Origin of the sequence: Suipraeoptans intestinalis (assembly GCF_034091795.1) — a bacterium.
GTDB lineage: Bacteria > Bacillota > Clostridia > Lachnospirales > Lachnospiraceae > Suipraeoptans > Suipraeoptans intestinalis.
The window spans coordinates 70,591-88,798 of record NZ_JAXFXH010000016.1 but is presented as its reverse complement, the minus strand read 5'-3'; the positions used below and the strand labels follow the sequence as shown (position 1 = coordinate 88,798).

General features: G+C 48.7%; 16 protein-coding genes. 5 read left to right on the top strand and 11 right to left on the bottom strand.

What is annotated here, in order from left to right; translation table 11 throughout:
- Positions 1 to 63: 63 nt before the first annotated feature.
- The 6 genes from SOW26_RS05675 to SOW26_RS05650 all read right to left on the bottom strand — a co-directional run bounded on the left by SOW26_RS05675 (position 64) and on the right by SOW26_RS05650 (position 5,651).
- Positions 64 to 1,161: an autoinducer 2 ABC transporter substrate-binding protein gene (locus SOW26_RS05675; RefSeq protein WP_154477715.1), complete on the bottom strand. Its 1,098-nt coding sequence runs from the start codon at positions 1,159 to 1,161 to the stop codon at positions 64 to 66.
- Between the two features lie 73 nt (positions 1,162 to 1,234).
- Positions 1,235 to 1,798, bottom strand: a complete 564-nt coding sequence (gene hxlB / locus SOW26_RS05670) for a 6-phospho-3-hexuloisomerase (RefSeq protein WP_320652048.1) — start codon at positions 1,796 to 1,798, stop codon at positions 1,235 to 1,237.
- Positions 1,782 to 2,828: a LacI family DNA-binding transcriptional regulator gene (locus SOW26_RS05665; protein WP_276959355.1), complete on the bottom strand. Its 1,047-nt coding sequence runs from the start codon at positions 2,826 to 2,828 to the stop codon at positions 1,782 to 1,784. The genes hxlB and SOW26_RS05665 overlap by 17 nt, the downstream gene beginning before the upstream one ends.
- A 16-nt stretch (positions 2,829 to 2,844) precedes the next feature.
- Positions 2,845 to 3,507 (bottom strand): ribulose-phosphate 3-epimerase, encoded by a 663-nt coding sequence (locus SOW26_RS05660; RefSeq protein ID WP_320652047.1) that lies wholly within the window; start codon positions 3,505 to 3,507, stop codon positions 2,845 to 2,847.
- Between the two features lie 211 nt (positions 3,508 to 3,718).
- The gene (locus SOW26_RS05655; protein WP_320652051.1) at positions 3,719 to 4,297 is read right to left on the bottom strand and encodes an ANTAR domain-containing response regulator; all 579 of its coding nucleotides are present in this window, start codon (positions 4,295 to 4,297) and stop codon (positions 3,719 to 3,721) included.
- 139 nt (positions 4,298 to 4,436) lie between these two features.
- Complete coding sequence (locus SOW26_RS05650; RefSeq protein ID WP_276959351.1) at positions 4,437 to 5,651, bottom strand: glutamine synthetase family protein; 1,215 nt, start codon at positions 5,649 to 5,651, stop codon at positions 4,437 to 4,439.
- A 283-nt stretch (positions 5,652 to 5,934) separates the two neighbouring features.
- Between SOW26_RS05650 and SOW26_RS05645 the strand changes: the two genes are divergently transcribed.
- The 4 genes from SOW26_RS05645 (at position 5,935) to purF (ending at position 12,908) form a co-directional block, all read left to right on the top strand.
- Positions 5,935 to 8,031 (top strand): glutamine synthetase III family protein, encoded by a 2,097-nt coding sequence (locus tag SOW26_RS05645; RefSeq protein ID WP_320652046.1) that lies wholly within the window; start codon positions 5,935 to 5,937, stop codon positions 8,029 to 8,031.
- Between the two features lie 132 nt (positions 8,032 to 8,163).
- Positions 8,164 to 9,744: an asparagine synthase B gene (asnB, locus tag SOW26_RS05640; protein WP_154477704.1), complete on the top strand. Its 1,581-nt coding sequence runs from the start codon at positions 8,164 to 8,166 to the stop codon at positions 9,742 to 9,744.
- A 147-nt stretch (positions 9,745 to 9,891) separates the two neighbouring features.
- Positions 9,892 to 11,499 (top strand): CTP synthase, encoded by a 1,608-nt coding sequence (locus tag SOW26_RS05635; protein WP_276959653.1) that lies wholly within the window; start codon positions 9,892 to 9,894, stop codon positions 11,497 to 11,499.
- The gene (purF, locus tag SOW26_RS05630; RefSeq protein ID WP_276959647.1) at positions 11,496 to 12,908 is read left to right on the top strand and encodes an amidophosphoribosyltransferase; all 1,413 of its coding nucleotides are present in this window, start codon (positions 11,496 to 11,498) and stop codon (positions 12,906 to 12,908) included. Before SOW26_RS05635 ends, purF begins: the two co-directional genes overlap by 4 nt.
- A gap of 109 nt (positions 12,909 to 13,017) precedes the next feature.
- Here purF and tig read toward each other — a convergent pair whose 3' ends face one another.
- From tig to SOW26_RS05615, 3 genes are all read right to left on the bottom strand, one after another.
- Positions 13,018 to 14,073, bottom strand: coding sequence for a trigger factor (gene tig / locus SOW26_RS05625; RefSeq protein ID WP_154477700.1), 1,056 nt, complete (start codon positions 14,071 to 14,073; stop codon positions 13,018 to 13,020).
- Positions 14,074 to 14,224: 151 nt separating this feature from the next.
- On the bottom strand, positions 14,225 to 15,025 hold the full coding sequence (locus SOW26_RS05620) for an ABC transporter permease subunit (protein WP_276959645.1): 801 nt from the start codon (positions 15,023 to 15,025) through the stop codon (positions 14,225 to 14,227).
- Positions 15,003 to 15,836, bottom strand: a complete 834-nt coding sequence (locus SOW26_RS05615) for an ABC transporter ATP-binding protein (protein ID WP_276959643.1) — start codon at positions 15,834 to 15,836, stop codon at positions 15,003 to 15,005. The genes SOW26_RS05620 and SOW26_RS05615 overlap by 23 nt, the downstream gene beginning before the upstream one ends.
- 218 nt (positions 15,837 to 16,054) lie before the next feature.
- On the opposite strand from SOW26_RS05615, the gene SOW26_RS05610 reads away from it, so the two are divergent.
- Positions 16,055 to 16,495 carry a hypothetical protein gene (locus SOW26_RS05610; RefSeq protein WP_276959641.1) on the top strand — a complete coding sequence of 147 codons (441 nt, stop codon included), beginning with the start codon at positions 16,055 to 16,057 and terminating at the stop codon, positions 16,493 to 16,495.
- Between the two features lie 110 nt (positions 16,496 to 16,605).
- Here SOW26_RS05610 and SOW26_RS05605 read toward each other — a convergent pair whose 3' ends face one another.
- Both SOW26_RS05605 and cytX read right to left on the bottom strand, forming a co-directional pair.
- Entirely contained in the window at positions 16,606 to 16,908 is a 303-nt protein-coding gene (locus SOW26_RS05605; RefSeq protein ID WP_276959639.1) for a Dabb family protein, read from the bottom strand.
- A gap of 114 nt (positions 16,909 to 17,022) precedes the next feature.
- The gene (gene cytX, locus SOW26_RS05600) at positions 17,023 to 18,207 is read right to left on the bottom strand and encodes a putative hydroxymethylpyrimidine transporter CytX (RefSeq protein ID WP_320652045.1); all 1,185 of its coding nucleotides are present in this window, start codon (positions 18,205 to 18,207) and stop codon (positions 17,023 to 17,025) included.
- Between the last annotated feature and the right edge of the window lies 1 nt (position 18,208).

Genomic DNA, 18,208 nt, shown 5'->3' with positions numbered 1-18,208 from the left:
GCACATCCCACTCTATTGTAAGATGTGCGATTTTCCCAAAACATCTAACAGCTGCCGATTTTTTTAGAAATCGTAATCATTGATATTTTCTTTTGTGATAGTCAGATCCGCCTGTCCGATCAGACATCTGTTATCTCCTTCCACCAGCATAACTTTGTTGTATCCGTCACGTCCAAGATCTGTTCCGTCTCCTACTTTTTCCCCAGAAAGGATCATTGATGCAACTTTGCACATAACATATCCGGATTCTTTCGGATCCCACAGTTTGATAGTGGAAATGGTTCCGGATTCCACATAAGGTTTAAATTCATTTGGAGTTCCCACTCCTACCACTTTCACATTCAGTCCCAATTCTTCTACCGCTTTGGCAATTCCCGGACAATCTGTGGATGCTACCCCTGTAAAGCCTTTCAGATCTGGATTCGCTTTCAAGATTTCTTTTGCTCTTTCGTAGGAAGTATCAATAGATTCTTCCGACTCTGCTGACGGAATCGCTCCGTCATTGATCAGTTCCATCTTCGGATAAGTCTTTTTCTGATGTTCATACTGCGCATTTGCATACTCCATGTGTGTAGTAGAAGTTGTATACGCTACCATCATGGCATACTTTCCTTCTTCGTTCATGTCCTTTGCCAGTGCATCCATGATAGCCGCACCAAAATCGTCTGCCGTAAATGCTTCCGTGTCAAACAACGTATTTTTCTGGTTGGACGCTTCATGTGTGATCACAACGATTCCCTGTTCCATCGCTTTCTTCAGAGACGCTTCAATAGCTCCCGGATCGATAGGAACCACACAAAGAGCATCTACTCCCTGATTGATCAAATCATCAATGACCTGCACCTGGGAAGCTGCATCTGCATTCGCCGGTCCCTTCTGAATAACGTTAATTCCTGTTTCTTCTCCAAACTCATTCACTCCCAGTTCCATGCGCTTAAACCAGTTTGCCGTATTATCCTTTGTTACCACGGCAATCGTCCATTCTGATTTGTCCTTGTCTGACTTGTACTTTGCCAGATCAAACAAATCTCCGTCCGCACTCTTTTCTGACTTCTTGCCAGAATCCGATGACGTACTGCCTTTTTCGCTGCTGCATGCTACCATAGACAAAGTCATTGTAGCAACTGCCAGAATGGCAATCCATTTTTTGAGATTTCTCATACCTTCTTCCTCCCTTTACTTTGTGTATAATAATTGTCCCATGTCGTCACATGGCCCATTTTGGGCAAATTTCCTATTCCACATTTCTGTGTCTTTTTACCATTTCTTCTGTCGATACTCCCAATTCCTCTCGTAACATCATGACCAACACGTCATACAGGATTAGCAGAGACTGCTCAAACAGATTTCCCATCAACTGCCCGGTAGAAACAAACTCTCCCACAGCTTTATACGCAGCCGCCGGAACGCGAATCACCTGATCTGCCACAGAAAGAAGAAATCCCTCTGAAGATGGAGTAATCAGAATCAATTTTGCCCGATTCTTTTTCGCCATCTCTCCAATGTAATTCTCATGCCCCACATCCGCAGATCCACAGGCACAGATCATTAAATCTCCTTCGTTTATGGACGGAGTCGTGTCATCCCAAATCCAGTAAGCCTGCTTTCCCAAATGCATCAGCCGCATCGCAAAAGCTCTTGTAGAAAGTCCTTCCCTTCCTGCCCCCAAAAGAAAAATTCTGTCTGCTTTTTTTATTGCTTCCAAAAGCGGTCTGATATCTTCATCTTCCATCCGGGAGAATACTTCGTTTAGTTCCTCCAGCGCCATCTGCGATAGTTCCTTAAATCTGTCTTTCATCTGCCTTCCTCCGGTCTTCCTTCCATATTTTTAAAATAGGTTTCATTACGACCTGCTCCTGATGTTTCGCAGGATATTTAATCCTCTCGTTTAAAAGTTTAACGGCCTTGCGCCCCATCTGCTTTGCGTCTCTTTCAATATAGTTGAATTGACTCTCCACAATATCCAGCGCTTCTATTCTGTCCAGTCCAATACAAGAAATATCTTTTTCCAGACGTTCGCCTTTCTCATACAATGCCTTCAAAAATCCCAAGCTGGTCCTGTTGTTGCAGGTCACTACTGCCGTCGGACGCTCTTTCCTGTCCAGCAGTTCTGCCGACAGTTCATACGCCCTTGTCATGCGGTAATTTCCTTCTAGAATGTTGTCCCTGTCTATGGGAATCCCTTGTGCCTTCATGGCCTTTTCATATCCCCTCAGACGAACCCTGGCAAGTACCCTGTCCTGAGTCGCATTGATCAATGCAATTTTTTTATGTCCACTCTGTATCAGGTATGTTACTGCTTCATAGATTCCTGTCTCATCATCAAAAAAAATTCCGTCATATTTTCGCAGACTTTCTGTCTGCCGATCCATAATTACTATCGGAGCATTCAAATCCTCTAAGAGCTTGTGGATTGCTTTCTGTTGTTCCTTGGAGGTGTAATCTACTGCCGGCGTATACAAAAGTCCCTTAACCCGGTGCTCTTTCAGCATGAGAAGTGCCTTTCTGTCCTTCATGGCGCTGTCATCTGAATTGCAGCAAATCAGTGTCGTATTATCCTGATCTGCAATTTCTGTGATCCCTCGGAGTATCTCACCAAAAAAAGGATTATCCACCTCCGGCACGATCACTCCGATAGTATCTGAACTTTGCCTAGAGAGGTTTCTTGCTGTTGCAGAAGGTGAAAAATTTCTTACTTTCATCACTTCCAATACTTTTTCTTTGGTATCCTGTTTCACACAATCTACTCCGTTCAACACTCTCGACACCGTTGCTTTTGAAACTTTTGCCTCCCGCGCAATATCATTGATCGTCAGCTCTTTTGCCATCTTTTTCCCTCAAAAGTTATCCTATTATCCTGCGCATTTTCTGTATTCCTTCTTTTACTCCTGAGATCCCACATAAGAAACTGGAACTTCCTGCCACAAAGATGTCCGCGCCTTTTTTTGACATCTGACCTGCCAGATCATAACTAACATTTCCATCCACCTGTATCTCTATGTTTGGATATCCCTTTTCATCAAGAAACGTCCTACAATCTGCGATTTTATCTACAGCCATAGGGATTGCCTTCTGCCCTGCAAACCCTGGATTAACCGTCATGATCAGCACTCCGTCAATATCATCCAGCACATATTCCAAACTGCTTACCGGTGTGGCCGGATTCAGCGCGACCATTGCCTTTGCCCCGGAACATTTGACCTCCTGCAGCGCTTTTTGCAGGTGCAAGGTACTCTCTCCATGGACAGAAACCAATTCTCCCTCTTTAAAATCAAACCATCCAATCTTTTTTTCCGGGTGCATCACCATCAGGTGTACATCTAAAGGAATTTTTGTCAGTTGGCGAAGCTGTCTGATGTAATCTGTCCCCAATGTGAAATTCGGCACATATTCACCATCCATGATATCTATATGCAAATACTCTATCTTCTCTTCCTCGAATATGCTCAGATAGTCCTTCAACTGATCAATTTCCACACACATCATAGATGGTGACAATTTTTTCACTGTATCTTCTCCTTACTTATCTGCTCCTCTTTTATGTAACCGGTTTCATTTATGACTTCAATATACCGTTTCTCTTTTTTTCTGTCAATTCCAACCACTTCCCTTTTTTTATTTTCAGAGCATTCCACAAAATCCGGCAGACACTTTTCCTATTTCCGCCTGATTTCTTAGATACTCTGCACAAAGAAAAATTCTTTTTCTTCCCTTCTCCCTACCCGTATGTTCTGATGATCGTTTCCGCGATCTCTTTTTTGGGGACGCACTGATCCATGGCCTGCTTTTCAATATATTTGTGCGCGTTTTCTTCGCTAAGCTTCAATTCACTGATCAGGAGCCATTTCGCCCGGTTTACCAGCCGGATCTCCTGCATTTTTTCTTCCATACTCAATGTCTTTTTCCCCAGTTTTCTCAAACGCTCCCTGGCACATTCCAGCCAGCTGAGAGCCTGGGTCAGGATCTGGCGGGAAGTCGGTTTTGCCAGCGTGTAAACTCCGTGCCGGGTCAATTCGTCTCTGGTGGCTTCATAGATTTCCTGGCGAACCAGAAACAAGACTGCCACCGAATCCCAGCTGCAGGCATCAATGGCAAATCGGATTCCCGTTTCATCCGGAAGGGGAGAATTGATCACTACCAGGTCAAATCTTTTTTCTGCCAGGATCCTTTTTGCCATTCCCACATCCTTTGCGATCCGCACCGGCTGATGCTTGGATCTGGAAAGCAGCTGGCCAAAAGAATGGTTAAAGTTTTCTGATGCTGATACGATCAAAACCCCGTAACTGGTTTCTTTCATTTCCACGCCGCTTCCCTCCTTCCGTCATCAAATGTCTGTTTCTTCTGCCGAATGCCCTGCTTTCCTCCCGGCGTTTTCCTCTTTGCTCTGCTTTCTCTGCCTCTCACTGCCGGTACCGGGCGCTCTTCCATCTCCTCTGCTAGATTCTGTCGCAATAAATTCTTCGGATAGTTTCCGGAACACATTCCCGGATAAATGCGCTACCTTCTGCTTTGCGGCATGCCTCCTGACGCGTTTTCGGAAGTCTCCTGTACTGCCTCAGGATTTCCTCCTTCTCTGTAAAAAAGTTAAAGTCTGCCGCCGGCGGTAGGGCCAACCCCTTCTCGATCCCCTGAACCCCTGCATAGATCAGCAGTGCAAAAGCCAGATAGGGGTTGGCGGTAGGATCCGGCGACCGCAGCTCCGCTCTTTTATACTCTCCCACCGCTGCCGGCACTCTGACCAACTGCGAACGGTTTTCATGTGACCAGGACACATAGGCCGGCGCCTTTTCCTTTCCGAATCTCTCATAGGAATTCTCCCACGGGTTCAAAAATATAGTCATTTCTTCTATCTTCTCCAAAATTCCTGCCATCATAGGATACATATGATCTTCTCCATCCCGGCTGCGCACAGACATATTGATGTGAAATCCGTTTCCCGGTCTGCTGCTTAAAGGTTTGGCGCTGAAATCTGCCAGAAGTCCATTTCGATAGGCGATGGTCTTTACCACCGTCTGAAATGCCATCACATTGTCCGCCGCCACCAGGGCGTCACTATAGCGAAAATCGATCTCATTTTGTCCGGGTCCTTCCTCATGGTGGGAGCTTTCCGGGCGGATCCCCATCTGCTCCAGTGTCAGACAGATCTCTCTTCTTACATTTTCTCCTCTGTCATAAGGCGCCATATCCATGTACCCCGCCTGATCATAAGGGATCTTGGTAGGATCTCCGTTTTCGTCCAGTCGAAACAGGTAAAATTCCTGCTCCGCACCAAAAGAAATCGCATATCCTTTTTGCTGCGCATAGGCTTCCGCACGCTTCAATACCTCCCTTGTATCTCCCTCGAAAGGGCTTCCGTCCGGATAGGCGATCCTGCAAAACATACGGACCACCTTCCCGTGCTCCGGCCTCCACGGCAAAAGGGAAAGCGTCTCCGGATCCGGATGCAAAAAAAGATCGCAGTGACTTTCATCTCCAAATCCTTCTACGGCAGAAGCGTCAAAAGCAATACCGTATCGAAATGCGCGGGGCAGCTCCTCCGGCATAATCGAAATATTTTTCTGCCTTCCGAATACGTCGCAAAACGCCAGTCGGATAAACTTTACATCCTCTTCCTCCACATACTGGATCACTTCTTCTCTTGAGTACTTCATCTTTCACCCTGCTTTCCTTCTATTTCCTGTGCTTTCTACTGGTATAATAACACTTTATATCATTTTGCCTGCAAAACTTCAAGTCATTTCACCTCTCCTCTTGACAAACGCCGGGAAACGGTGCATAATACGTAGCATTGAAGGCAAGGGCGTCTTTGAGTGAAACACTCAGAGACGCCTTTTTTGTTGTTTCAGGGGAGATGAGAGTCCCGAAACAACAAACGCTTTGCAAGGATCACACTGCGGCAACGACAGAGTTTAAAGGAAAAGGAGTGACTGCATAATGAAAACAATCACAGAAAGCTTCGGGAGCATGGTATTTGATGAAAGAGTCATGAAAGCAACTCTTTCGGCTTCCGTGTATTCTTCCCTGGAAAAGACCATTCATGAGGGAGCCAGGCTGGACGCAACCGTCGCCGACGCTGTTGCCTCCGCCATGAAGGACTGGGCCGTTTTGCGGGGTGCTACCCATTATACCCACTGGTTCCAGCCCCTCACCGGGATCACTGCCGAAAAACATGACAGCTTTATTACCCCGTCTCCCGATGGAGGCGTGATCATGGAATTTTCAGGAAAAGAGCTGATCAAGGGAGAACCGGATGCTTCCTCCTTCCCCTCCGGCGGACTGCGCGCCACCTTTGAAGCCAGAGGGTATACTGCCTGGGATCCCACTTCTTATGCCTTTATCAAAGACAACACGCTTTGCATCCCCACTGCATTCTGCTCTTATGGCGGAGAGGCTCTGGATAAGAAAACACCTCTTCTGCGCTCCATGGAGGCATTGAACCGTCAGGCTCTGCGGATCCTGCGCCTGTTTGGAAACAGCACTGCCAAATACGTTCATACCTCTGTCGGTCCTGAGCAGGAGTATTTTCTCATCGACAAAGAGATGTATCTGAAGCGAAAGGATCTGGTCTACACCGGAAGAACCCTGTTCGGCGCCAAGCCTCCCAAGGGACAGGAAATGGATGATCACTATTTTGGCGTGATCAAGCCCCGGGTGGCTGCTTTTATGGAGGATTTAAATCAGGAGCTTTGGAAGCTGGGCGTTCTTGCAAAAACAGAGCACAACGAGGTAGCGCCCGCCCAGCATGAGTTGGCGCCTATCTATACTACCACCAACGTTGCCACTGATCACAACCAGCTGACCATGGAGCTTCTCCAGAAAACAGCTTCCCGGCACCACCTGGTCTGTCTTCTTCACGAAAAGCCCTTTGCCGGTGTTAATGGAAGCGGAAAACACAACAACTGGTCTATGACTACCGACGACGGCAGCAACCTTTTCACTCCGGGAGCCACTCCCTACGAAAATGCCCAGTTCCTCCTATTTCTTTGCGCTGTGATAAAAGCTGTAGACGACTATCAGGATCTTCTTCGGATCTCTGTGGCAACTGCAGGAAATGATCATCGCCTTGGCGCCAATGAAGCTCCGCCGGCGGTCATGTCCATCTTTTTGGGAAATGAACTGACTTCTATCCTGGAAGCCATTGAAACAGATACTCCTTACTTTGCGGAAAAAAGATCCAAAATGAAACTGGGCGTGGATGTTCTTCCCAAGTTTACCAAAGATACTACCGATCGCAACCGGACTTCTCCTTTTGCCTTCACCGGCAACAAGTTTGAATTTCGTGCCCTTGGCTCTTCCGACAGTATTGCCTGTGTCAATATCATGCTGAATACCGCTGTGGCCGAGAGTCTGAAGATCTACGCCGACCGCCTGGAGCATGCAAAGGACTTCCCCTCTGCTCTCCATGCAATGATTCGAAAGACCATCAAGGACCACAAGCGGATCATTTTTAACGGCAATGGGTATGACGACACCTGGATCCGGGAAGCGGTAAAAGAAAGAGGTCTTTTGAATTATCGCACTACCCCGGACTGCCTGCCTCACCTTCTGGATCAGAAAAACGTGGAGCTGCTGACTACTCACAAGGTATTCACCCCGGCAGAGCTTTCTTCCCGAATGGAGATCATTCTGGAAAATTACTGCAAATCCATCACCATTGAAGCCACTACCATGGTGGATATGGTCATGAAAGAGATCCTTCCCGCCATCAGCAGCTACACACTGGAAATGGCTCAGATCGCTCGCACGAAGCAGGAAGTAGATGCTTCTCTTTCCTGTGTTTATGAAAAAGAAGTCCTACATCAGCTGACCGGCCTGTCCCAGCGGATTCACAGCCAGGTCCAAGCCTTGTCCGATCATCTGGTGGCATTACAGGAACTCTCCGACACCTGCCGCACCGCTTTTCAGATACGGGATGTGATCCTGCCCTCCATGTGTACCCTGCGTGTTGCCTGTGACGAGGCAGAGCTTCTTTGTCCCAAACGGCTCTGGCCATTCCCCACATACGGAGACCTTCTCTTTGGCGTATGGTAGATCCGAAGCTTTTCAAATAGTTTGCTGCAGATATCTGTCTTTTTCCGGGAGATATCTGTCGGTATTTTCAGTCATATGCACGGCAATCCTGCTGTGAAAATCGATACTACATCAGAATTGGAGGAAATGATTATGTGTTCCATCATGGGCTACTGTAACAGCTCTCACCCACCCCTTTCCCTGTTCCGGGAAGGGTTTTCCAAAACGGTCTCCCGGGGACCGGACGACAGTCGTATCGTCTCTCTTCCCACCGGACTTCTCGGTTTCCATCGTCTTGCCATCATGGGTCTGACTCCCTCCGGCATGCAGCCCTTCCAACTGGACGGAAGCTATGTGGTCTGTAATGGAGAGATCTACGGGTTTCAGGCTCTAAAAGAATCCCTGTCCCGTACCTATTCGTTTCACAGCGACTCGGACTGTGAGGTTTTGCTTCCTCTTTACAAGGAATACGGCGTTCAGATGTTTTCCATGCTGGACGCAGAATTTGCCCTGATCCTCTACGATGGGGAAACAAAGCAATTTCTTGCGGCAAGAGATCCTATCGGCATTCGTCCCCTTTACTATGGATACAGCAAAGACCACTGTATCGTGTTTGCCAGCGAGGCGAAAAATCTGGTTCCCCTGGTTCAGGAGATCTTTCCTTTTCCGCCGGGGCACTACTATCAGGACGGTGCTTTCCACTGCTACTGTGACATTACCGACGTAAAAGAAGTCTGCCGGGACGATCTGGAGACCGTCTGCCAAAAGATTCAAAAAAAACTGGTAGCAGGCGTCAAAAAGCGCCTGACAGCCGATGCAAAAGTAGGTTTTCTCCTGTCCGGCGGTCTGGATTCTTCCCTGGTATGCGCCATTGCCGCCCGGGAATCTTCCACTCCCATCCGTACCTTCGCCATCGGCATGAACGAGGACGCCATCGATCTGAAATACGCAAGGCAGGTGGCGGATCATATCCACAGCGATCACACAGAAGTCCTTATTACCAAAGAGGATGTGCTCTCTTCTTTGGAGGAAGTGATCGCTCTTCTTGGGACCTTTGACATCACCACGATCCGGGCAAGTATGGGAATGTACCTTCTCTGCAAGGCGATCCATGAAACCACAGACATTCGCGTCCTCCTTACCGGTGAGATCTCCGATGAACTGTTTGGATATAAATACACCGATTTTGCCCCTTCTGCCGCGGCCTTTCAGGAAGAGTCTGCCAAACGGATCCGGGAACTGCATCTGTATGATGTTCTTCGGGCAGACCGCTGTATCAGTGTAAACTCCCTGGAGGCAAGAGTTCCTTTCGGAGATCTGGATTTTGTAAAGTACGTCATGTCCGTCGATCCTGCTTTAAAGCTGAACACCTACGGAAAAGGGAAATATCTGCTCCGCCACGCCTTTGAAGACGGTTATCTTCCTTCCGATATTCTCTACCGGGAAAAGGCGGCCTTTTCTGACGCGGTAGGTCATTCTCTGGTAGATCATCTGAAGGATTACGCAGAAAGCCGTTATTCTGACGATACCTTTGAAGCCCTCTGTAACACCTACACCCATGCTGCGCCTTTCACAAAAGAGTCTCTTTTGTACCGTCAGATATTTGAAGCCTACTACCCCGGCCAGAGTCATATGATCACGGATTTCTGGATGCCCAACAAAACCTGGGAAGGCTGCAACGTAAACGATCCCTCCGCCCGTGTCCTGTCCAATTACGGTGACAGCGGAAAGTAGGAGGCGTATTCGGGGCAATGTCTGAACTCTTCAAAGAAACACGAAACCGCTTCCTGACCGGCTCTTAGTCAGGGAGCCATTCAAATTACCAAAGAAAGGAGTGCACTGGTGTATCCATGTGAAAGCTGCCAGTGCAGCAATGCTGTTATGACGAAGTATATTTTTGTAACCGGCGGTGTCGTATCCGGTCTCGGAAAGGGAATCACCTCCGCCTCCCTGGGTCGTCTCCTGAAAGCGCGAGGCTGGAAAGTCGCCGCTCAAAAGCTGGATCCTTATATTAATGTGGATCCCGGCACCATGAGCCCTTTCCAGCATGGAGAAGTCTATGTCACGGAAGACGGTGCTGAAACCGACCTGGACCTGGGGCACTATGAACGGTTTATTGATGAAGACCTGAACCGCTTCTCCAATCTGACTACCGGAAAGGTTTACTGGAATGTTTTGAATAAAGAGCGTCGTGGAGAATATCTGGGTTCTACCGTCCAGGTCATTCCCCACATCACCAACGAGATCAAAGAGTTTATTTACTCTGTGGGGAAGCAGACCAATGCCGATGTCGTGATTACGGAGATCGGCGGCACGATCGGAGATATCGAGTCTCAGCCCTTTCTGGAGGCCGTCCGGCAGGTTTCTCTGGAGGTCGGCCAGGAAAACAGCCTCTTCATTCATGTTACCCTGGTGCCATTTCTTCGAGGCTCCGATGAGCATAAATCCAAGCCCACCCAGCATTCGGTGAAAGAGCTTCGGGGAATGGGGATAACTCCCAACATCATTGTCCTGCGCAGCGACGAACCCTTGGAGAGCTCCATTTTTCAAAAGATTTCCCTGTTCTGTAATGTGAAACCGGACTGTGTCATTGAAAATATTACCCTTCCAAACCTGTACGAAGCGCCTCTCATGCTGGAGGAATCCAACTTTTCTTCTATCGTATGCCGGGAGCTGCGGCTTCCCGATACCACACCTGATCTGAAGGAATGGACGGATCTGGTGGAAAAGATCAAAAGTCGCCGACATACGGTACAGATCGGTCTGGTGGGAAAATATGTGGGACTTCACGACGCCTACCTGTCGGTGGCCGAAGCTCTCAGTCATGCCGGATATGATTACAATACTCATGTAACGATCCAGTGGATCGATTCTGAGGAGATCACCCGGGAAAATGTTTCCACGCTCCTGGGTGATCTGGACGGCATCCTGATTCCCGGCGGTTTTGGCAGCCGTGGGATCGAGGGCATGATCACCGCCTGCCAATATGCCAGGGAACAGCACCTTCCCTATTTTGGAATCTGCCTGGGCATGCAGATCTGCGTCATTGAATTTGCCAGACATGTCCTTGGTCTTTCTGATGCCAGCTCCGGAGAATTTGACGAAGAGACGCCTCATAAGGTCATCGACTTCATCCCCGGACAGACCCAGGAGATCAACAAGGGAGGGACCCTTCGTCTTGGCTCTTACCCCTGTCGCATCGCCGAAGGTTCCGTGATGGAGGCGTGTTACAGCAGCCTCCTGATCCATGAACGCCACCGGCACCGCTATGAATTTAACAACGCATATCGCCGGGAAATGGCAGACGCCGGCCTTATCTTCAGCGGAACCTCCCCGGACGACCTTCTGGTAGAAACGGTGGAACTGTCCTCCCGGGATTTTTATGTGGGCGTCCAGTTTCATCCGGAATTCAAGAGCCGTCCCAACAAGCCTCATCCTCTGTTCAAAGGATTTGTCCAGGCGGCTATGAAAAGGAGGAGCAGATCATGAGCATACACGAAGAATGCGGAGTATTCGGGATATTTTCCAAACATCCTCAAAATGTTGCAGCCGTTTGTTACTATGGATTGTACGCTCTCCAACATCGGGGACAGGAAAGCTGCGGTATGGTGGTCAATGACAGAGGGGTGTTTTCCTCCCACAAGGACCTTGGTCTGGTAAGCGAGGTGTTCTCTCCGGAAGTACTGTCCGACTTTCCGGAAGGCTCCATGGCAGTGGGGCATGTCCGCTATGGCACCACCGGCGGCAGCAGCCGGAAAAACTGTCAGCCTATTGAAGTCAACCATCAAAAGGGGAAGATGGCGCTTGCTCACAACGGAAATCTCTCCAATGCGGCAGAACTGCGCAACCGTCTGGAATTGTCCGGCGCCATCTTCCATACCACCAGCGATACGGAGACCATTGCCTATATCGTAACCCGTGAACGGCTTTCTGCCCCTTCCATTGAAGAGGCTGTCAGCCGTGCCATGCATACGCTGGAAGGGGCTTATTCCCTGTGTCTGATGTCCAGCGCAAAAATGATCGCGGTACGGGATCCCTACGGCTTTCGTCCTCTCTGTTATGGAGTGCTGGAGGACGGCACCTACATTGTCGCCTCAGAAAGCTGTGCGATTACCACCGTAGGCGGCACCGTGATCCGGGATCTTCTTCCCGGAGAGATTCTGGTCTTTACCAAAGACGGGATCCTTTCCCGCACAGAACACTGCAAAACCCGCCCCAACAGGCTGTGCGTCTTTGAGTACATCTACTTTGCCCGCCCGGATTCTGTGATCGACGGGATTTCGGTGCACTCCGCAAGAATTCAGGCCGGACAAATCCTTGCCCGGCAGCATCCGGTGTCCGCCGATGTCGTGGTGGGGGTTCCGGATTCCGGGCTGGACGCCGCTTTGGGCTATAGCCAGCAATCCGGCATTCCTTACGGCATTGGTCTGATCAAAAACAAATACATTGGGAGAACCTTTATCTCTCCCGGGCAAACGCAGCGGCAAAACAGTGTGAAGATTAAACTGAGTCCGGTGGAAGCTGTCGTCCGCGGGAAAAATGTCGTTTTGGTGGACGATTCCATCGTCCGTGGAACGACCAGCGAACGACTGATCCGACTGCTGCGGGACGCAGGCGCCGCCAGGATCCATCTTCGGATCTCTGCGCCGCCTTTTCTCAATCCCTGCTATTACGGAACGGATATTGACTCCCGGGAGCATCTGATCGCCACCTCGATGGATCCCGATGGCATTGCACGATCCATCGGCGCCGACAGTCTTGGATTTTTCCCCCTGGATCAATTGTCTGCCCTGGCCGGCGGTCACGGGTACTGCAGCGCCTGTTTTGACGGGCAGTATCCTACTTCCATTCCCTCCGACACCAGAAAAGACCGTTTTGAAGCCCGGCTTCCTCTCTAGAAGGATGTCGCTATAAAAACAAAAGGATGTTTCCCGGGCACTCTGTCCCTCGGAAACATCCTTTTCTATTTCCCAATTCATTGACGGCCGATTTTTCTGCCTGTTCCGCCTATTTTTTCTCTACCTGTACACAGTGCTTCACCAGCCATTCTTTTACCAGCTTGTTCTGCACGATATCTTCCAGATCCTCCTTGGGTGCCACTGCCTTCAATTCCTTTACGCTGCCGTATCCATAATTCTTCGCAAGCGCCTTCAGCTGCTTCTCATATTCTTTTCCGGAAACCTTGATCCCTTCCTCCTTTGCGATCGCCTCTGTGATCATCGTCTGCTTCAGGCTGGACTTGGCCATTTTGTCCACTTCCTTCTCAAAGTCTTCCACCGACATATTCATCTGCTCTTTGATCATGGTCTCATACTCCATGCCATAGCTAGAGGCCATTTCTTTGTACCGGTTGATAAATTTATCTGCAAATGCCTTGACTTCTTTCTTCGGATAGGATTTGATCTTGGTATTTTCCAGCACCTTATCCCATACCTTCTGCGCCAAAGTGTTGTCGTAATTGCTCTGCGCTTCTGTTTCCAGATTTTTCCTGACTTCTTCCTTGTATTCCTTCACCGTTTTGGAAGTTTTCGACAAGGTCTTTACCACTTCGTCTGTCAGCTTGGGAACATCGTTCTGGGTGATCCCCTTTACCGTGATCGTAAATGTCACCGCTTTTCCCGCATACTCCGGTGTATAGTTATCCGGAAATGTTCCGTTCCAGTCAAACGTCTCTCCTGTCTTGTGGCCGATGACGCTCTCCTCAAATCCCGGAATAAACGATCCGGATCCGATTACCAGAGGATAATCCTGTGCGGATCCCCCTTCAAAGGCTTCTCCGTCTATCTTACCCACAAAATCAATCGTAACGGTGTCTCCGTTTTCTACTGCCCTGTCGGTAATTTCCTTTTTCGTGGCATTGGCATTCAGACTGGCCTCAATGGCACTGTCCACCGCTTCATCAGTCACTTTCTGCGGCTTGTCCACCTTGTCCACTTCCACGCCCTTATATTTACTGATCTTCAGGTTTTTTGTTTCCAGTCCCTTGCTGGTCGCACAGCCGGTCAGACACAGCGCACCCGCCAACATTCCCGCCAACAATACGGTCGTCGTCTTTTTGCTCATTTCTTTTATCCTCCATACCTCGATTCCTGTATCCCCTGCCTTCGGAGCTACAGCCTACATACCCTACAGTTATAACATATCTGTTCTCTGTTTCATAGACTTTTCACAGTTATTTCAGACTTTTGCCCGATTTCCCCAGATGCAGCTCCGGTTAAATATGTAGATCCTTTTTACAGAAAACCATCGCTCCTGCCCAGTAAAATGCCACTGCGCCGATCCCCAATATCACTGCTCCTGTCACTGCAGTTCTGTCGCCGGCCAGTACGCCGTTTGCATCAAACAGGGTGAAGAAGGTGGCATACTTTACTGCCTCCGTTTTTTCTCCCGCATTTGCAAGCATTTGAAGCACATACATGAGCGCAGGGATCCCGGCTCCGCATGCGATGCTGTACCTTGTTTCTGAAAACAGACAGGAAGCAAGGTAACAGATGCCGCCAATAAACAACTGCAAACAAAGCAGCGCCGCATTCACTTTCAGCAGATCAGAAACAGCCAGTTCTCCCGGATAACTCGTAGATGCAACGACAAGTTCCAGACCGGTAGAATACAGAAGGAGCAAAACGATTCCGCTTATCAACACAGACATTTGTGTAACCGCTACCGTGCTGCGTTTTACCGGCGCCGCCAAAAGTGTTACCATCGAGCCCTTGTCCATGTATTTTGCAAGCAGCCCATTGCCTCTTACTATACAGAATATCATGGGAAATACCAGAAAAATAAATCCATACAGATAAGAGATCATAAATCCTATCAGGCTGGTTGCTCCGGCTTCCATCCCAACCGCTGACATAAGCTCCGGCATCGCTTCATAAAACTGATCCAGAGACGCCATCATTTTCGGATCATACATTCTGATTATCATGGTGACGTACAGGGAGAGTACCGCCGCAAAAAGGCAGAGGATCTTTATGCTGTTTTTCATTTCTCGTTTATACAAAGTCAACTGAATCATCCGGCTTCCCTCCATAGTAGTCCATAAAGATCTCTTCCAGTCCCTGCTTTGCGGTAACCGTTACACGATCCGTATGACAGATCCCGCCAAAATCTTTTGCAAATGCTTCTGCCTCCTCCGGTGTATCTAAACGCACAGTATACGTGTGCATATGGCGGCTTCTCAGCGTTTCAACCGAGTCTACCGTAACCAGCCTTCCGTTTCGGATCATGCCGATACGATCGCAGGTCTTCTCCACCTCTTCAAATATGTGGCTGGAAAGCAAAATGGTCTTTCCCTTCTTCTTTTCTTCTTCCAGCAATTCTATAAAGCGGTTTTGCATGAGAGGATCCAGTCCGCTTGTAGGCTCATCCAGAATCAGAATATCAGGATCATGCATAAAAGCGGCAACGATCCCGATCTTTTGTTTCATTCCCTTGCTCATTTTTTTAATTTTTCCCTTGGCATCCAGTTCAAACCTTTCAAGCAGCTCCTGCATACGATTCCCATTTTTTATGTTCCGGTAATCCAGACTGAATTTCAGGAACTCTTTTCCTGTCATATCGTCAAAGAAACTGATTTCACCAGGAATATATCCCAGTCTTTTTTGAATCTGGTCCCGTTTCTCCCAGCAATTCTTTCCATCAATCTGACATCTTCCGGTCTGCGGCCTGATAAAGCCCATCAGATGGCGGATCGTTGTTGTTTTCCCCGCCCCGTTGGGACCTAAAAACCCAAAAATCTCTCCACTGTCTACATGGATAGACAGATCAAAAATCCCTTTTCCCGAACCGTAATCTCTTGTCAGATTTTGAACCTGGATCACACTCATTCCTATCCCTCCCTGTATGAGATCTGTTTCAGCAGAATTTTTCTTCCGAAAAAGCGTTGTCCCGTTTTCACAAACATTTGGAAAGCGTTTCCTCGCTTTTATTATGTAAGGAGATCGGTCCGCTGTCAACAACGTAGAAGCATCCCGTTTTTCCTTGCACTTCCTTTCAAACAATGATACAATAGTCTTCGCGATAAATTGATGTGAGGAGGGTTTCCGTGAGTACGTTAACGATAGTTTTACTCGTAATCTTGGCAATTTTGATCATTGCCTGCATCGTGCTGTATTTCCTTGGAAAAAAAGCACAGAAAAGACAGGAAGAGCAACAGGAGCAGATGGCTTCCGTTGCCCAGACAGTATCCATGCTGATCATTGATAAGGGCAAGATCCGTCTGAAGGATGCCGGTTTTCCATCTATTGTAGTGGAAAGCACGCCCAAATATCTACGTCGTTCCAAAGTTCCCGTCGTAAAGGCAAAGGTGGGACCAAAGGTGATGACTTTGATGTGTGACGCACAGATCTTTCCATTGATTCCCGTAAAAAAGGAAGTAAAAGCCACAGTCAGCGGCATTTATATCACCCATGTCAAAGGGCTTCGCGGAGCATTGGAGACTCCCGAAAAGAAAAAAGGGTTTTTTGCAAGGCTGCGTGGCAAATAACCACAAGCCGCAAAATGGATCCTGTATCGTTTCTCTCTGCCGGAAATTTCTCCGGCAGAGAGAAACGATACAGGATCCATTCTTTTTTTGATGGTTCCGGTACTGCCGCCCTAAACCTCAAAGTTCAGACACAGTCTCTCTTCTACGAAGGGGCGCACCTTGGCGGTCGCCACCTCTACATGCGCCGGATGCTTTCTGTAAGCAGCCAGCGCTTCCAGATCTTCAAACACAGAATCCAGCATCAGGTCTGCCGTAGATCCGTCTGTCCCTTTCATCTGTACATCTATCTCCCTCAATCCGGGAATCTTCCCAAAAAGCCCTTCCAGCCCTTCCTTTATGCCCGCCTTGATCCTGTCTTTTTCTTCCACCCCCAGCTCTTCTCTCAATTTCCATAGTACGATATGTCTTATCATGTATCCGTTCCTTTCTCTGCCCGTTTTCTTTTTGTCGCATGTTTCATTCTACAACGGGCTTCCCTCCGATGTAAAGCAGTTTCCCCACGCACGACAGCATCTAAAAGTCTGCCGTCAGGCTCTTGCCGTATCCGCCTTTCTCCGGCAGAACCAATCTGCCCCCACACACAGCAGTCCCGTCAGCAGCATGGCCAAGACAGTACTTCCCAGGGCAAAATCCATCTTCATAAGAAAACGGTAAATGACAAATCCTGCTCCCCACAGCAACAGATTTCTTTTATCCACAACTTTTTTTGTACTCTCCTTTTTCAGGAAAAATACATCCGTAATCTGTATTGCGATCATAGGCGAAAAGACGGAGCCGATCAGATACAAAAAGCCGGTCATGTTGGATAGTGGGAAAAACATGGCTCCCGCCACTCCCACGCCGGTTACCGCCATCGCCAGGTATCTTTCCCGAAGTCCCGGAAATACCGACTCTCCCGATACCCCCGCCGAATAAGCATCTAAAAATGTGGTAGTAACGGTTGAAAATACAATAATAAACAGACCGGCCGCTGAAAGCCCCGCTTTCCACATGATGCGGGCAATGTCGGATTCTCCGGTCATCATCCCCATTCCCATTCCGATCACATACATCCAGCTGCTGATCCCTCCATAGACAACGGCGCTGACAGCAGACGCTTTCACCGGTTCCCTGGCCTCCCGTGTATAGTCGCTGATCAAAGGAAGCCAGGAAAGGGGCATAGCTACCGACAATTCTACCGCCATCCCAAAGGAAAGAACCTCTTTTCCCGCTTTCTGGCCGGCCTCTCCCTCAAAGATCACAAAGCTCAACAGCACGGTCAGAAAAAACAGGCCGGTCATAGCGATTCTGTTTAATTTGCCCAGATGTGTGATCCCTATACAGATCCACAGCAGGATCAGCCCGCCTATGATCAAGCACCAGATCCGAAGAGAAAGCCCCCAGATCTCATTGGCCGCTATGGCGCCATCGTAGATCATGATCGCCGTCCAGCCTGCCAGTTGGACGATGTTCAGCACGGCAAACAATACGCCGCCTTTTTCTCCGAAGCTTCCCTTCACCGTCTCCATAGCGCTTTTTCCCTGCCTTCCTCCCAGCACTCCCGCCAGAAACAAAAGCGTACACCCGATCAAATGCCCCAGTAAGATCGCCAGAATCCCCTTCTGCCATCCGAGCCCGGAAAAATAGGTTCCTGTATGGATCTCTGCAATGGAAATACCTGCCCCAAACCAGATCAGTCCGTTCTCCAGCAGTGTCGTTTTTCGTTTTTCCATC

Bases quoted from the DNA above. Each gene is read 5' to 3' on its own strand.
- SOW26_RS05620 (WP_276959645.1), bottom strand. From the start codon at position 15,025: ATGATTCAGTTGACTTTGTATAAACGAGAAATGAAAAACAGCATAAAG.
- SOW26_RS05605 (WP_276959639.1), bottom strand. From the start codon at position 16,908: ATGATAAGACATATCGTACTATGGAAATTGAGAGAAGAGCTGGGGGTG.
- cytX (WP_320652045.1), bottom strand. From the start codon at position 18,207: ATGGAAAAACGAAAAACGACACTGCTGGAGAACGGACTGATCTGGTTT.
- tig (WP_154477700.1), bottom strand. From the start codon at position 14,073: ATGAGCAAAAAGACGACGACCGTATTGTTGGCGGGAATGTTGGCGGGT.
- SOW26_RS05675 (WP_154477715.1), bottom strand. From the start codon at position 1,161: ATGAGAAATCTCAAAAAATGGATTGCCATTCTGGCAGTTGCTACAATG.
- SOW26_RS05665 (WP_276959355.1), bottom strand. From the start codon at position 2,828: ATGGCAAAAGAGCTGACGATCAATGATATTGCGCGGGAGGCAAAAGTT.
- asnB (WP_154477704.1), top strand. From the start codon at position 8,164: ATGTGTTCCATCATGGGCTACTGTAACAGCTCTCACCCACCCCTTTCC.
- SOW26_RS05635 (WP_276959653.1), top strand. From the start codon at position 9,892: ATGACGAAGTATATTTTTGTAACCGGCGGTGTCGTATCCGGTCTCGGA.
- SOW26_RS05655 (WP_320652051.1), bottom strand. From the start codon at position 4,297: ATGAAAGAAACCAGTTACGGGGTTTTGATCGTATCAGCATCAGAAAAC.
- purF (WP_276959647.1), top strand. From the start codon at position 11,496: ATGAGCATACACGAAGAATGCGGAGTATTCGGGATATTTTCCAAACAT.
- SOW26_RS05615 (WP_276959643.1), bottom strand. From the start codon at position 15,836: ATGAGTGTGATCCAGGTTCAAAATCTGACAAGAGATTACGGTTCGGGA.
- SOW26_RS05650 (WP_276959351.1), bottom strand. From the start codon at position 5,651: ATGAAGTACTCAAGAGAAGAAGTGATCCAGTATGTGGAGGAAGAGGAT.
- hxlB (WP_320652048.1), bottom strand. From the start codon at position 1,798: ATGAAAGACAGATTTAAGGAACTATCGCAGATGGCGCTGGAGGAACTA.
- SOW26_RS05645 (WP_320652046.1), top strand. From the start codon at position 5,935: ATGAAAACAATCACAGAAAGCTTCGGGAGCATGGTATTTGATGAAAGA.